The organism is Paenibacillus sinensis, from assembly GCF_019904155.1.
Lineage (GTDB): Bacteria > Bacillota > Bacilli > Paenibacillales > Paenibacillaceae > Paenibacillus_AQ > Paenibacillus_AQ sinensis.
The window spans coordinates 68,927-84,357 of sequence record NZ_JAHCMB010000153.1 but is presented as its reverse complement, the minus strand read 5'-3'; the positions used below and the strand labels follow the sequence as shown (position 1 = coordinate 84,357).

The following is a 15,431-nucleotide window of genomic DNA, read 5'->3' as shown; positions in this document are numbered from 1 at the left end:
CGGGTTGATAGTACCATGCTGAAAATACTGAGACTCATTCACAAATTGGCAGGATTGATTGGAGCCCTGCTTATTGTGTTTATGGCGGTAACGGGCTTGCTGCTGAACCACCGGGAGTGGATCGGGTATAATAGCAGGCGGGATATGGAGCTGCAGAAGATCATTTTCGCCCTGCATTCCGGGTCGGCCGGCGGAGCAAGCTTCAGGTGGCTTACGGATATCGCCGCGATCTGCATGATCGTGCTGAGCGTTACCGGAACCTGGATGTGGTTCAGGGGAGCCGCAGCTGCCAGACGAGCGAAAAGGAGAAACCGATTGTGAAGGGCAAACAAGCATTACTCTTGCTATCTGCAGGATTATTGGCCTCGGCTTTGACGGCCTGCGGCAATAACAATACCGGCACGGCGGAACAGGAGCATGCCGGGCATACCGCCCAGGCGAGTCAAGCGGCGCATGCCGGACATACGATGGCAGCGCAGCCGACGCCGGGAACCGGGAGTACGGAGACCGCCCGGCCCGTGCAGACTGCCGGAGCGGCGGCCGCGACGGACAGTCCGGCGGCAGAGGCCATACGAGGGGAGCTGGACGGGCTGTCCGCGATTGAGAAGGAAGCGAACCGGGGCGATTTTGCCGCTGCGGCCGCCGCTTTTGAAGGACTGCATGAAGGCTTTCACGCCATTCTTGCGATCGTGAAGGACAGGCTGGGAGCGGCTTATTCGGAAGGCATGCATCCGGACTTCGATGCGCTCGAAGCGGCGATTCACGGACAGGATAAAGCGAAGACGCTGAATCTGGTTCAGGCGAACCGGGATGCTCTGAGCAAGGCGGCGGCGGATATGGGGATCGCCCTGAACCCGTAATTCCGCTGCCCCGCAGCTTCGCAATCCTGCAATCTCGCAATCCACAACTCGCAAGCAATATGAGTAAACGCAAACAACCCTTGGAGCTCCAAGGGTTGTTTACTGTGCTGATGATCGTCGGACCGTGGTCTTCAGGTTCTTATGCAGGGATGACAAGAACTGCTAAGCCTTCGCCCGGGGCCGGTCAAGCTGCTTCCCGATTTTCGGCCGCCGGGCGATCAGAATGATCAGATCGACAAGCAGGACCGGCAGGGAGACGCGTGCGGGATAGGCGAGATAGCGCGGCACCCATTCCGGCGAGAATTTATCCTTGTACCGGCGGAGTCCTTTGAATCCGTACCAGTATCCTCCGTATTCATACACCCGGTTCGCGAGCTTCTCCTCACGAATGGCCGCTTGCGTCTCTCCGACGCTCGCCAGCGGCGCCATTCCCAGATTAAAGACGGCATAGCCCTGTTCTTTGGACCATTCCAGCAGCTTAATGAACAGGTAATCCATCGTTCCGTTCGGTGTATCATGCAGATGCCGCATCAGATCGACCGACAAGGTTTGCCGTGCGTCATACGCAGGCGCAAGCGAAGCGAAGGCCAGTATCTGTCTCTCCGTTCCAAGAAGCACGGCGATCTCCGATTGCTGCATATAGGCCGGGTCGAACCAGCCGAGCGAGAAGCCTTTTTCCCTGCGGCCGTTCAGCCATTCATCCGAGATAGCACGGAGCCGATCCAGAAAGGGCACGTCATATGGCGGCTTCATAACTTCAAATGTGTAGCCTTCCCGCTCGAAACGATTCTTAACTGTGCGCAGATTCGTGTTGGCTTTGCCCGCCAGCGTGAACGAAGGCAGATGGACCATCGCTTCTTCTCCGAGCTTGAAGAACCGGTAGCCGTTCTCGTGATACACCGGCAGATTGGCGGGAGAGACCTGATAGAAGACGACGTCCAGATCGTACTTGTCGGCGAACGACTGAATTTCCTGGACTGCCTTGCTGATCAGCCGGGACTCTCCGACAGGGTCGCCAAGCACGACCAGCCGGTTGCGGATAAGGGCGTAAGGGATCAATACCTGGCCGCCGCTGGCCCAGAAGAAGCTCTTGTCTCCGGAAAAAAGCAGATGCGTCAACAGGTTTCCCGGATTCCGCTCCAGGAAACCGTGGAGCTTGTCCCGCTCGGCCACAGACGCCCCTGCGATCTTCAGCGGACCGGTCCGGAGAATCATGGCAAGCGTAAAGGCAAGCCAGGTGACGACCAGAGCCGTCACAACCGCGATAGAATGCTCATTCCGGTCAAGGATGAGATGCTTCAGCTGCGCCTCCGGCAGGTGGCGCAGGAATCTGGGCTGGGTTCCGGCCGCGATCAGGAGGTAGAGATAGGCCATAACAAGCGTGATCAGCGCCCAGGCCGCCGCCGCCCTGCGTCCGACCGGAGCCGCCACCCGGTAGAAGCGTGAGCGGGACAGGAAGAGCAGCAGGGCCACGATCAGCAGCAGAACGGCCTCTTCGTAGTCGAACGCCTTGGCGAAGGTGAAGACCGCGCCCGCGCAGAGCAGTGCCAGCGTCCACTGATAGGCCCGCTTGATCCGGTGAGAAATCCCCCGGGACAGAATGATCAGCGACAGTCCGATGATCAGGCTGAGCTGATGGGAAATCCGCATGATCGGCTCGGACAGCAGCTCTTCGGCGAACCGGAGCCGGTACAAGAGGCCCGGGGTCGCGCCCGACAGCAGCAGGACGGCTCCGCAGACGAAGACCAGCTTGCCGAGAGCCCAGGCTCCAATCTCGGAGATCCACAGATGCTGCCCCGGAAAGGTCCATAGTCTTTGCCAGCCGTTGAAGACTCCCGCCAGCGGCTCCGGGACTGTGCCGGGCTCTTTCCGGCGGTCGATTGCGAATTCCAGAATGCCCATCGCAAGGCCGGTGAGCCAGGGCAGCAGATAGTAGAGGATACGGAACAGCACAAGCGCGGCGACACAGTGCTCCGGCGGATATCCAAGCGCCTGAAGGCCGTACAGGGCCACCAGGTCAAATCCGCCAATGCCGCCTGGAGCCAGACTGATCAGACCGGCGGTGGCCGCGACCGTATAGAGGCCGAGGCCTGTCCGGACCGGCAGGCCCGGAAGCAGTGTCATAGCGACGAACCAGAAGGCGATGCCTGCGCACAGCCATTCCACTACGGAGGCGCCAACAGAAGCCGCGATAGTTGAAGCGTTCATCTGCGGCAGATCGCGGTTCAGCCATTTGGCATAGAAGGAGGTCCGCTGGAAGATCAAATATCCGGGCAGGTACAGCGCTATTCCCCACAGCGCATAGTACGTCCAGGGGTGGGCGTGAATAACGGAACCGGCAGCGATAAATCCGGTGAGATCTCCCCAGGCCAGCAGCGAAATGCCAGTAATCGTGATGGTGGACTGGAAGGCGATGGAAGCCGTGATCGTCGATACGGGGATGCCCCGGCTGCGGTACAGATAGGTCCGAATGGCCGCGCCCGCGATCCCGGCGAAGCCGATCACACTATTGGATGTGTTGGCGATCCAGGAATAGCGAAAAGTCTGCCAGTATCCCAGCGGAAGCTTGAAATGCCGCCGGAGCACAAATTCATAGCCGCTGACCGTCCCTACGGCAGCGAACGACACGGCGAGAAGCAGCAGGAACCGGGACGGCTCCAGATGCCGGATCGTATGCAGGGCCGCCGGCCAGTGGATTTTGCGGAATTCGGACTGGCCCTCCCAGACAATCAACCCGACTATGGCGATTGGAATGAGAATCTGAATGATTTTTGACCGGTATAAAGAAGAGAAGAGTCTGGCCGCTTTCAGCCTGTACGCGGTCTTCTGGATTGCTGGCATTTCTGTTCACTCCTAAGTGGAAGTCCTAATCCAAGTATACCCTCTCTGAAAGTCCGTTAATAAAAAAGTCCCGCCGCTGAATTTCATTTTTTTCCAGTGAACCTTATGGACCCGGGGGCCGTCTTTCCGATAATACAGGTTTACCATTGATTCTCAATTGTTTCAAGTCACCGGGAGGCAGGGGTTCGAGTATATCGAAATGGATGCAGAAATATGTAAACGGTCTGCTGCCCGCACTTATGCTGGAATGTGAATCACCGGGGCGGAGCAGATGTGGAAAATGCGCCTTGCTGTAATCGCTGCCATTTGCTATACTCACATTATCGATAAACGATAATGTGTCCGGGAGTGAGAATATGAAACAAGCCAAGCCGGTTCTGCTGAACCCCTCGATCAGTCATCAAATCTATCTGAATATCAAAAGCGATATTATGTCAGGGGAATACAAACCGGGCGAACGATTGCTGGTACTGGATTTAGCGAAGCGTTTTGAGGTCAGCCAGGCTCCGGTGCGCGAAGCACTGGAACGTCTGAAATTCGAGGAGCTGATCATCGGTACGCCCAACAAGGGGTCTGTTGTCTCATCCGTTACCCCTAAGGAAATCCGTGATATTTTTGAGCTCCGGGAGATGATTGAAGTCTATACGGTTCGAAAGGTGCTGCCTTTACTGAAGGAGGACGATTTTGACCGGATGAAGGCAAGCCTTGTGCGCATGGGCGAACTGGTGGACAAAGGCGATATGCTGGGCATTCTGGAGAGTGATTTGGAGTTCCACGGCCATTTGTATGAATTAAGCGGAAACAGCGCCATCCTGGACGTCTGGAATCGAATCCAGTCCAAAATGATGCGGTTTATGGCCATATCGAATAAATATCATACCACGGAATTCCTGGTGGAAGAGCATTACATCCTGCTTGAAATGCTGAAGGGCCAGGACATTGCCGCAACGGAAGCGCGTTTCCTTGAGCACATCGATACTTATAAGATCATTTCGTTCTAATCCGGGACAGCGTATCAGAAGCAAGGGGGGATGTTAGTTATGCACAGCGGTTTACTCAATGAATTCAGTCAGGTCATTCAAAAAATGCGCAGAGACCGTCTTCTGGCCTCTTTGCTGACTGATAAGGAGATTGTAGAGGCTCACAAGAGATCCATTGAAACTCAGCTCTTCCCCGAGCCGTGCCGGCTTAACTGTGCGATCGCTGTGTTTGAAGTCAGCTGCTCCAGGCAGCCGGAGGAGAGGGAGAGGGCGCGTGATGCGGCTCTGGAGTATCTGGAGCAGCATTACGGAGAGCGCATGGCCTTCCTGTCCTTGATCGAACGCAGAATCGTCTGCTTATTCTCCTGGCCCGACCGCATTCTGCTCGAAGAACTGCGGAAGCATGCCGAGGGAGCCGCCGATATCGCCTTCTCTGTAGGCGTAGGCCTCCCGCGCCCCGATTTGCGCAGCCTGCACGCCTCCCTGGATCAGGCTGTCTCCGCGCTCAGCGAGAAATTCTATGCGAGTACGGGCATTTACCTGTATACATCGCCCCAAGCATCGGTTCCCCATGCAGACTACCCCTGCGCTGAGGAAAAAGCCATCATCGAGCATATCCGGACCGGCGGAGACAGCGTTCAGCTTTACAGCCTGCTGGATCAATTCTTCAATCAGATGGCCTTTGAGCGACCTTCCGAGCATCAAATGTTCTACTCCGCTTCGATGAGGCTTGTTATCAAGCTTGAGAGTCTGTTCTTTCGGCAGGATAACCATGAGGTTCCGCCAGATTTGCCTCTTCTGGAATTAACCCGGTGCGATACATTAACGGCGCTCAAGCAGTTCACCTTAAATCTGATCTTGGAGATGTTGGAGCACAAGGATCTTCACAGCAGACGGGAATGCAGCCTCGTGGAGACCTCCATCGAGCATATGAAGAAGCACTGCGGGGACATTACGCTGCAGGGCCTTGCCGAGCTTGTGTTTATCACCCCCAATTACCTGAGCATGCTGTTCAAAACCCAGACAGGCAAGACCTTTATCGAGACCTTGACGGACATTCGCATCGCTGCCGCCAAGACGATGATCGAAGAGACGGACCTGAAAAACTATGAAATCTGCGAAAATGTCGGCTACCAGGACCCCCGGTATTTCGGCAAGCTGTTCAAACAGAAGGTTGGTCTGACTCCGAGCGAATACCGTGATTCCGTCAAGCGTTCGCCTACGCCCCTGAAGTTCAAAATTAACAGGCTTTCCTGATATGACGAATTAACAAAGCTGTCCCCAAGCCATGAATGAAATGGCTGCTTGGAGACAGCTTTGTTTGTTTGCCCGCAACCCTCGATCAAGCAATCGCTTCGGAGGACGCTCCGCGAACGGATCGCTTAACCCCGATTTTTCCGCCCAAAAAAAGATGCGGCTTACAGCCGCACCTCCGGTCCCCGATCTCGCCGGTTCTCACGTTCCCGTACTTCCTCCAGTTCTTCGCTCCACTCCAGATGCCGGTAATCCGCAGCGGCTGTATCATTCCTGAACCATTCGGTAAAATCGGTCCAGATTTCGGTGGTCCACGGTGAGTCAATTTGTGCGGTCGTGTATACGCCCTCGCGCAGCCGGCAGAAGCCGAAGATGTCCCTGACCTGCGCTTTCTCCGCCTGTACGACGGTAATCTCCGCCATATGAGGCGGGATAAAGATGACGCCGTCCGGAGTGCCGAAGACTACATCTCCCGGCAGGCATATGGCCTGACCGATCCGGCAGGGGACATTCATCCCGGTCATGACCACATCGGCGATCGCGGTTGGATCAGACCCCCGGTAGAACACATTGATGCCCGGAATTTGCTCAACCTGCCGGTTATCCCGGATTCCTCCCCAGATGACGGCGCCGCCTGTTCCGGTTCTGGTGGAAATTGCCGTGGAGAGATTGCCTCCCACATAGGTGCCCAGATGGACCTTGTCGAACATGTCCACGACTACCACGTCGCCGTCCCCAAGCGAATCGATCACCCACTGATTGTAAAATCCGCTGTAGCCTTCCTCCTGACCGACGGCGACGAGCGATTCATGCAGATCGGGCCGGGTAGGGACCATAACGGCCGTAACCGCTCTTCCGACCATCACGCGGTTTGGATGAACAATTTTGAAACCGCCTTCAAATTGAAACCTGTAGCCGTTGTTCCAAAGCGGTCCCCAGGCTTCCTCAAGCGTGATTTTGCGCAGCCGGCGCAGGATGTCGTCCGATACTTTGGGCCTTCCGTTCTCGTAGCGTTCACCTTCCCATTTCTCCGTCCATACATGTATATCCTCAGCTCTATTGTACATTTTTCGCTCACCCTTCTGATTGGAATTCGCTTTCGCTATTTATGATAGCTTCCGCTCTATATAGCGTCCATCCGCCATAGTTACACAGTTTGGCGAGTGAATCGTAGATTTCTCCCCGTTATTCGGATGAAGGATTGCGGAAACACGGTTCTGTCCGAAGAGACAGGATTCCTGCCGTTATTTAGCTTAAATTTCTCTCTTATGCATCATAAGTTTCTCTGCTACTCGGCGTGAAAGTCTAATGCTATATTGAACGGGAAGGCGGCCCAAACGGTCGCTGCCGCAGCTGCTCATATAAGAAAAGGGGTGTGTTCCATTGGGGTAAACGAGCTTCAGCTTCGAAAGTTCACGGCGGGGATCAGCGCTTCGGAAAAGAGAAAGCGTTATCACAATAACCTGGCCGGGTATCTGTTTATCTCTCCGTGGTTGATCGGTTTTTTGCTGCTATCGCTATGGCCCATTTTGCAATCGCTTTATTTATCATTCACAAACTACTCTTTGCTGGAAAGCCCGAAATGGGTGGGGCTCGATAACTACACACGGATCTTCTTCCACGACACGGTATTCCGCAAATCGCTGTCAGTGACGTTCATCTTCGTGTTCGTCTCGGTTCCGCTGAAGCTGGCCTTCTCCCTGCTGATCGCGATCATGCTGAACCGCAAAATTCGCGGAATCAGCTTCTATCGGACCGCGTTCTACTTTCCGTCGCTGATTGGCGGCAGCATCGCGGTATCCGTCCTCTGGAGAAACATGTTCGGCATGGAAGGGTACGTCAACCAGATCCTTGGACTGATCGGGATTCATGGACCGGCCTGGATCTCCAATCCGAACACGGCGCTTGGAACGTTAATTTTGCTGAATACATGGCAATTCGGTTCAACGATGATTATATTTCTGGCCGGTCTCAAGCAGATTCCGCAGGAAATGTATGAGTCGGCAGGCGTTGACGGAGCGGGAGCCATCCGGAAATTCTTCAGCATCACCTTGCCGCTGATTTCCCCGGTCATGTTCTTCAACCTGATCCTCGGCATTATCGGCTCGTTCCAGATGTTCACCTCGGCCTTCATCATCACCAAGGGCGGTCCGGCGAACGCCACGTATACGTACTCGTTATTTCTGTATGAAAAAGCGTTCAGCAACTTCCAAATGGGCTATGCTTCGGCACTCGCCTGGATTCTGCTGCTGATCATCGGAGTCTTTACCGCAGTCAACTTTGTCGTCTCGAAGCATTGGGTCTTCTACGATGAAGGAGGGAAATAGATGAACCTGGAAGCCGTAGAACGACGCAATCACTTCATGATCCACTGCGGGCTGATTATCGCCTCCGTTCTGATGCTGTACCCGGTAATCTGGTGGATCGGGGCCTCTCTCAAGGAAGCGTCGGAGCTGGCGCTGCCCACTTTATGGCCGAAGCATCCGGTATGGGCGAACTTCAGCGAAGGCTGGAATTTCTCGCAGGATCACAGCTTCGCCACCTTTTTCCGAAATACGCTTCTTATGGAATTCTGGAATGTGCTGGGCGCCGTGCTGACGAGCTCTTTGGCCGCATTCGGCTTCGCGCGCATTCGTTTCACCGGGAATAAATTCTGGTTCGGGATCATGCTCCTGACGATGATGCTGCCTTACCAGGTCACGATCATTCCCCAGTACATCATGTTCAACAACCTGGGCATGGTCAACAGCTACATTCCGCTAATTCTGCCGCATTTCTTCGGGGGCGGAGCCTTCTTCATCTTTCTGCTGGTCCAGTTTATCCGGGGGATTCCGCGCGAGCTGGACGAGGCGGCTACCATCGACGGCACATCCGTATACGGGATTTACTTCCGCATCATTCTTCCGCTGCTCGTTCCTTCACTGGTTACCGTGGCGATCTTCACCTTTATCTGGAGCTGGGATGATTTCTTCGGCCAGGTTCTTTATTTGAGCACCATTGACAAATACACCGTCGGTCTTGCGCTGCGGATGTTCATTGACCAATTCCAGATTCAGTGGGGCCAGCTGCTCGCCATGTCGCTTCTGTCGGTGCTTCCGTCCACGCTGCTGTTCCTAGTGGCCCAGCGTTATTTCGTGGAAGGCATCGCAACTACAGGCATTAAGGGATAATCCAAATACTAAGGAGGAAGTCATCCATGAGTACAACCCGCAAGTTAACCGGTCTGGCCCTGCCTCTCGCCCTATCTGTGGCTCTCACCGCCTGCGGCTCCGGCGCTTCTGAATCCGGGTCGGGGAATTCGAAGGACACAGCCGTCAAGCTCGGTCTCTTCTGGTGGGGATCGCAGGCCCGCCATGACGCAACCATGAAAGCCACCCAGCTGTATACCGAGAAGAATCCGAACATCACCTTCAACAATCAGTATGCGGATTGGGATGGATACTGGAAGAAGCTGCCTACGCTTGCGGCCTCCGGTTCCCTGCCCGACATTATGCAGATGGACGCCGCCTACATCCAGGAATATGTGAAGAGGGGGACGCTTGAACCGCTGGACGATATGAAGCTGGAGGAATGGATCGATTCGTCTGTGCTGGAGAAGTCCAAGATCAACGGCAAGCTGTACGGGGTGCCGATCAGCTATAACGGTACAGGATTTGCCTTCAACAAACCGGCGCTTGAAGCGGCCGGCATCAAGCTTCCGGTGAAGGACTGGACCTGGGACGACTTCTTCGCCTTTGCGAGAGAAGGCAGGGAGAAGCTGCCGGAGGGCAAATACGCAATTGGCGATTACAGCAACATCTGGGACTGGTATCAGAGCTATCAGGCATCGATGGGCAAGGGTCCCATGTTCATTGACGGGGTGAAATTCAATCTGGACAAAGAGCTGTGGTTCAAATTCAACGAGACTTACGCCGATTTCCGCAAAGAAGGCATTGTGCCCGATGCGCAGACCATGTTCTCTTTTGTCGAAAATGACCCGACCAATGATCCCCTCACTTCAGGAGCAATCATGACCCGCGGTGTTCCGGTAGGAGCCGTAAGCGCTCTGGACGGCTTGATGCCGGGCCAGCTTGATACTGTCAACAACCCGGTGGGACCGGCGGGAGGCGGATGGGCGCAATCGACGATTTATTTGACGGTCAGCAGCAAATCCGAGCATAAGGAGCAGGCGAAGACCTTCCTGAAATGGTTCATCAACGATTCGGAAGCGGGCAACATTCTAGGCACGACCCGAGGCATTCCGATCAATACCAACATTTTCAAGCAAATCGAGCCTACCTTATCCGAGGGTGACAAGAAAGGCGTTGAACTCTACAATAAAGCTGTTGATAAAGCGCTGCCATTCTATCCGGCGCCTCCCGGATGGGCCGATTTTGTCAAAACCTATAAGGATACGATGGAGCAGGTTATGTTCAATAAGCTGAGTCTGGAGAAAGCGTACGACATTATCGACCAGGCCGGCAAAGAAACGGAGTCCAGCCTGGACGCCTCATAAATCCAATCTTTTCATATACGGGAGGAATAATCATGCAATTGGCAGAAGCCTATTTTTTCCACGACGATCCCTGCGACTTCTGGTCGCTTGCCTTACAGCTCGGCATTCACGATGCGGTCATATCGCTTCATGAGCAGCCCGGCTACCGGCTCACCGAATATGCGTTTCTAGCGCAAATCCAGAAAAAGTATGCGGATCACGGACTGAATGTCAAGGTCATCGAGAGCATGCCGCCCAGTGACCGCATCAAGTTCGGGCTTCCGGGCCGGGATGAGGAAATTGAGGGATTCAAGGAACTGATCCTTAATATGGGTGAATTGGGCATTCCGGTGCTCTGCTATAATTTCATGGCCGGCTTCGGCTGGTTCCGCACCTCGACCGAGATGCAGACGCGGGGAGGAGCGCTCGTCTCCGGTTACGATCATGAGGACATGCGGGACGCTCCGCTGACAGAGTACGGGATTGTGACGGAAGATCAGCTGTGGGACAATCTGAAATACTTCATGGAGCAGATCGTTACCGTTGCCGAGAAGGCGGGGGTCAAGCTTGCCCTGCACCCGGACGATCCACCCGTCTCGCCCATTCGCGGGATTGCCCGGATTCTGCGCAGCGCGGATGCGCTTCAGCGTGCAATAGACCTGGTGCCAAGCCCGAACAACGGGATCACTCTCTGTCAGGGAACCCTTGCTGCGGCAGGAGAGGACATTCCGGGTGCTATCCGGAGATTTGGCGAGCAGAATAAGATCTTCTTCGTTCATTTCCGGGATGTCTCCGGTACGGTGGAGCGATTCCATGAAACCTTTCATGATAACGGAAAGACCGACATGTATGAAGCCATGAAGACGTATAAAAATGTCGGCTATAACGGCCCGATCCGCGCCGATCACGTTCCGACCATGGCCGGAGAGCCGAATGTTAATTCAGGCTACGAGGTACTCGGACGACTGTTCGGCAACGGATACATTATCGGATTGATGGAAGCGGTCGGATATACACATACGAAGAGATAGTCAGCCGGTCTGCGCCATGTCACTTCACGCCAGAATTTCCTGATGAAGGAAGCACGCCCCATAGTTTTACGCTTTCATTGTGAGCTGCCGGTTAACGGCGGCTTTCTTTTTTTTGCACAAGCGGGGGAAGATTTCATGGTTGCTGTCCGCAACGTACGTTGCAATCGGGACTTGAATCGGCCCGGTTCTGTAATTGCCATTGTTTCAAGGCTGGAGAAATAGGGTAACTCGACAAAAAAGAGCTGTCATTTTGCGTGCACGGACACACTGCGAACTTTGAGGGGGCATCCCATGCATCGAGTGAATCTGAACCAAACATTGTTCAACGAACAGGTCTATCAATATGCATCCTTCGGCATTGCGCTGGTCAGCATGAAAGGGGAGATTCTGGCCGTCAATCCCGCCATGACCCGGATGTTCGGGTATTCGGAGGAGGAATTCCTCAGCTTCAACTTTACCGGGCTGTCTCACCCCGAGGACGAGGTGCAGAGTATCGAAGACATCCACCGGATGCTGGGGGAAGAGGAGACGGAGCTTCAGATTGAGAAGCGGTATTTGCAGAAAAGCGGGCGTCTGCTCTGGGTAATGATGACGATGCGGCTGTTCCGGGACGACGCGGGATGCCCGCTCTATTATCTGGCGCAGATTATTGATATTTCCAAGCAGAAGGAATCCGAGCAGAAGCTGATTGAATCGGTCGAACGCTATACCTCGCTCAAGAAGTATAATCATGACGCTGTGATATCCCTTGATCTTGAGGGCAATATCATCAACGGCAACAATATGGCTGAGAAGCTGACCGGCTACAGCATCCGGACGGAGCTGATGGGGATGAATCTGAGCCGGCTGATCGGTCAGGCCAACGTTGACCGGATTCTCGGAGAGGGGCTGTACGACAATACGGTGGATCAAAATATCGATGCCATTTTCACAAAGAGCGGCGAGAGAATCGAGGTGCTGACGAGCATCGCGCCGATTTTTGTGAATAATCAGAACATCGGCTTCTACTTGATCTGCAAGGATATTTCGGAGCAGAAGAAGTTGATGATCGCGAAGGAGCTGGCGGAGAGCACGAACCGTTCCAAGAGCGAGTTCCTCGCCGTGATGAGCCATGAAATCCGGACGCCCTTGAACGGAGTGATCGGGATGACGGATCTTTTGCTGGAGACGACCCTGCTGGACGACGAACAGAAGTACTATGTCGAGGTGATCCGGAAGAGCGGGGATACGCTGCTGAACATCATCAATGACATTCTGGATCTGTCCAAGATCGAAGCGGGAAAAAGCGAGATTCACGAGCGCGCCTTCGGGCTGAGGGACTGCATCAAGGATGTGCTTGCCATCGTCTCGGCGCGGGCGGAAGAGAAAGGGCTTGAGCTGAACTGCCAGGTCGGATTTGATGTGCCTGACATGATCTGCGCCGATCCGGAGCGGCTGAAGCAGGTCTTGCTCAATCTGGTGGGGAACGCTGTGAAATTCACGCCTAGCGGCTCTATCTCTGTCTCGGTGAAGCATGTGACCGGCGAAGGAGAGAGTCCGCAGCTGGTCTTCGCCGTTAAGGATACCGGGATCGGGATTCCCCCGGACAAGCTCGTCGACATCTTCGAGCCGTTCTCGCAGGTCGACAATTTCATGAACCGGAACCATGAAGGGACGGGACTCGGGCTTGCCATCAGCAGGAAGGTGGTTCAGCTTATGGGCGGCGGCATCCATGCCGAGAGCGGCGGCTCGAACACCGGTTCCGCCTTCACGTTCACAATAGGCTATAAGCCGGCAGTCATGGGTAATGGAGACGGACAAATGGAAGTCCTGAAGCTGCCGCCGCGGAGCATCCGGATTCTCCTGGCCGAGGACAATTTCGTGAACCAGCTTGTGCTGACCAAAATGCTGGAGCGTCTCGGCCACTCCGTCAGCGTGGTCGACAACGGCAGGGATGCCGTCCGCGCAGCCCTGAGCGGGGAGTTCGATTTGATCTTCATGGACATTAACATGCCGGGCCTGAACGGGCTCGATGCCTCGAAGCAGATCAAAGAGAACTTGAGCGAAGGCAATTGTCCCGTAATTGTCGCGGTAACGGCGAACGCGCTCAAGGGCGACCGCGAGAAATGCCTGGCCGCCGGCATGGACGACTATATCAGCAAGCCCGTGCGGCGGGAGGCTATCGTTAAGCTGCTTGGCAAATATTTGTTCAGAGAGCTGGCAAGTTCATAATACTCCATCGTGATACAATAAGGAACGTGACAAGGCGGTGAGATCATGAACAAGAAAAAGAAACAAGACGCTCAGCTTCATGTAAAGCTAGCAGATTTCAGCGACGTTTGCATGAAGTAACAAGTCGCTAACTTCATATGCTGGCTTTGCAACTTGAATGATTACAGTTCAAGGAGTGAGCTTGCATGAAATACTATAACGCAGATCACGTATTGCCGGAGTATCTGCTCATAGCGATACAAGAATATATACAGGGAAGTTGCCTGTATGTGACAGTTAAAAAAGGACATGCCGTCAGAAAAATACTATATCAGAATTAACAACTGGAGCCGCTGAGAAGCGGCTCCAGTCTTTGTAATAAACTATACAGAAATGATTGTTATATTTAATGCCGGGATTTAACCTGCTACTCTTTAACCAGCAAATCATATGTGGAGAGAATCAAAATCCCAAATGAAACAGGTTACAGGTGGGGGCGCGTATGACAGCAGTTAGCACAAAGGTATCATTCGGATATTCAGTGGTTGATATTACTCCGGCAGGCCAGGTTGAACTAGTCGGCTTTGACCGTGTAAGCAATATGTCGCGGGGAATCCTGCACAATCTGCTTGCTCAAATTGAAGCCGTGTCACTTAAATGGAGTGAGTGTAAATCTCTTATGTGAAGAATCGCCTTAACCATGCGAAAAAGCGGTTTCAATGCATGTGGCGGCGCTGATATAATAATAGAAGAGATTTGCTTCCATACATAGGCTTCCAAATTGATAAACAAGGAGAATGAAGTGCATGAGTATTAATGCAATTGTCGATTCCGTTCCGGTGAAGGAACGCGCGGTTGCCTTTACATTCGACGATGGACCGAATCCGGTTTATACCCTTGAGCTGCTCGATATTTTCGCGGAGGTCGGCGGGAAAGCCACCTTCTTCATGATCGGCGAGCAAATTGACGAGAGCCCGGAGACGGCCTTGAAGGTGTTCGCCAAAGGCCATGAGCTGGCCAATCATTCCCAGACTCATCCCCATTTGTCCGAGCTGTCCCCGGAAGCGGTCCGGGCCGAGCTGGCTGAGACGGACCGGCGCATCCGCGCCTTAACCGGCAAGCCCGTCCGTTCATTCCGGACGCCCTATCTGGATGACAACGAAGAAGTGCTCGCCTTGGCTGCGGAGTTTGGTTACCGCTGCATCGGAGCGGTCAACCGGGGGACACAGGATTGGGAGATGCCCGGCGTGGATCACATCCTGGAGCAGACCCGGAAGCATATCTGCCCCGGAAGCATCCTTCTGTTCCATGACGGATTTGATGACCGGTCCCAGACGATCGAAGCCGTTCGCATTCTGCTCCGGGAGCTGGCGGAGGACGGCTACAAATTCGTGACTGTCAGCGAGCTGTTTGATCTTGCAGAGTGAGTAGACATGCATAGAGGAATTATTACGTGTTCGGTATCCGGAACTGAGCCGGCATTGCCGAACCGGTAGTAATGAACTGATCAGGATAAGGAAAGAAAGGATAGGCTCTGCACTAACGCAGAGCCTATCCTTTCTATGTCATTACCATGATCCGAAATTGGACTGCGGAACCCGGTCTCCATATCCGGTTCCCGGTTCGCGCTGGAGAGACTGCAGATAAGCAGCCAGCGCGAAGGAAAGAGTGAGGCCAGCTATGGCGCCGATGGCAACCGTCCAGATAGCGGAGCCGAAAAGTCCGCAAATGACGATTGTAGACATAAGGGGAGGCAGAGCATACAGCCATTTCAGCCATTTCATGGATTATCCTCCAATTG

At 54.1% G+C, this 15,431-nt stretch carries 14 protein-coding genes; 11 read left to right on the top strand and 3 right to left on the bottom strand.

The features are described 5' to 3' along the window. Nucleotides 1-45: 45 nt before the first annotated feature. Nucleotides 46-321, top strand: coding sequence for a PepSY domain-containing protein (locus KIH86_RS18085; protein ID WP_223110588.1), 276 nt, complete (start codon nucleotides 46-48; stop codon nucleotides 319-321). Next, on the top strand, nucleotides 318-860 hold the full coding sequence (locus KIH86_RS18080) for a hypothetical protein (protein WP_223082127.1): 543 nt from the start codon (nucleotides 318-320) through the stop codon (nucleotides 858-860). The genes KIH86_RS18085 and KIH86_RS18080 overlap by 4 nt, the downstream gene beginning before the upstream one ends. 162 nt (nucleotides 861-1,022) lie before the next feature. On the opposite strand, the gene mprF is transcribed toward KIH86_RS18080, so the two are convergent. Then, nucleotides 1,023-3,701: a bifunctional lysylphosphatidylglycerol flippase/synthetase MprF gene (gene mprF, locus KIH86_RS18075; protein ID WP_223082129.1), complete on the bottom strand. Its 2,679-nt coding sequence runs from the start codon at nucleotides 3,699-3,701 to the stop codon at nucleotides 1,023-1,025. A gap of 356 nt (nucleotides 3,702-4,057) precedes the next feature. Here mprF and KIH86_RS18070 point away from each other — a divergent pair, with 356 nt between their 5' ends. Beyond that, nucleotides 4,058-4,702 carry a GntR family transcriptional regulator gene (locus KIH86_RS18070; RefSeq protein WP_235775472.1) on the top strand — a complete coding sequence of 215 codons (645 nt, stop codon included), beginning with the start codon at nucleotides 4,058-4,060 and terminating at the stop codon, nucleotides 4,700-4,702. A 39-nt stretch (nucleotides 4,703-4,741) separates the two neighbouring features. Beyond that, nucleotides 4,742-5,938, top strand: coding sequence for a helix-turn-helix domain-containing protein (locus KIH86_RS18065; RefSeq protein ID WP_223082133.1), 1,197 nt, complete (start codon nucleotides 4,742-4,744; stop codon nucleotides 5,936-5,938). Between the two features lie 161 nt (nucleotides 5,939-6,099). Here KIH86_RS18065 and KIH86_RS18060 read toward each other — a convergent pair whose 3' ends face one another. Further along, complete coding sequence (locus KIH86_RS18060) at nucleotides 6,100-7,002, bottom strand: RraA family protein (protein ID WP_223082134.1); 903 nt, start codon at nucleotides 7,000-7,002, stop codon at nucleotides 6,100-6,102. A 357-nt stretch (nucleotides 7,003-7,359) separates the two neighbouring features. Here KIH86_RS18060 and KIH86_RS18055 point away from each other — a divergent pair, with 357 nt between their 5' ends. From KIH86_RS18055 to KIH86_RS18025, 7 genes are all read left to right on the top strand, one after another. Then, on the top strand, nucleotides 7,360-8,262 hold the full coding sequence (locus tag KIH86_RS18055; RefSeq protein ID WP_235775480.1) for a carbohydrate ABC transporter permease: 903 nt from the start codon (nucleotides 7,360-7,362) through the stop codon (nucleotides 8,260-8,262). Beyond that, nucleotides 8,263-9,105, top strand: coding sequence for a carbohydrate ABC transporter permease (locus tag KIH86_RS18050; protein WP_235775471.1), 843 nt, complete (start codon nucleotides 8,263-8,265; stop codon nucleotides 9,103-9,105). Nucleotides 9,106-9,131: 26 nt separating this feature from the next. Next, complete coding sequence (locus KIH86_RS18045; protein ID WP_223082136.1) at nucleotides 9,132-10,430, top strand: ABC transporter substrate-binding protein; 1,299 nt, start codon at nucleotides 9,132-9,134, stop codon at nucleotides 10,428-10,430. Between the two features lie 32 nt (nucleotides 10,431-10,462). Continuing rightward, on the top strand, nucleotides 10,463-11,440 hold the full coding sequence (locus KIH86_RS18040) for a mannonate dehydratase (protein ID WP_223082138.1): 978 nt from the start codon (nucleotides 10,463-10,465) through the stop codon (nucleotides 11,438-11,440). A gap of 291 nt (nucleotides 11,441-11,731) precedes the next feature. Beyond that, entirely contained in the window at nucleotides 11,732-13,651 is a 1,920-nt protein-coding gene (locus KIH86_RS18035; protein ID WP_223082140.1) for a PAS domain S-box protein, read from the top strand. A 481-nt stretch (nucleotides 13,652-14,132) separates the two neighbouring features. Beyond that, nucleotides 14,133-14,315: a hypothetical protein gene (locus tag KIH86_RS18030; protein WP_223082144.1), complete on the top strand. Its 183-nt coding sequence runs from the start codon at nucleotides 14,133-14,135 to the stop codon at nucleotides 14,313-14,315. A gap of 121 nt (nucleotides 14,316-14,436) precedes the next feature. Then, on the top strand, nucleotides 14,437-15,057 hold the full coding sequence (locus KIH86_RS18025; RefSeq protein ID WP_223082146.1) for a polysaccharide deacetylase family protein: 621 nt from the start codon (nucleotides 14,437-14,439) through the stop codon (nucleotides 15,055-15,057). Between the two features lie 141 nt (nucleotides 15,058-15,198). Here the strand turns inward: KIH86_RS18025 and KIH86_RS18020 are convergent, their stop codons facing one another. Next, the gene (locus tag KIH86_RS18020; protein WP_223082148.1) at nucleotides 15,199-15,414 is read right to left on the bottom strand and encodes a hypothetical protein; all 216 of its coding nucleotides are present in this window, start codon (nucleotides 15,412-15,414) and stop codon (nucleotides 15,199-15,201) included. Nucleotides 15,415-15,431: the final 17 nt, after the last annotated feature.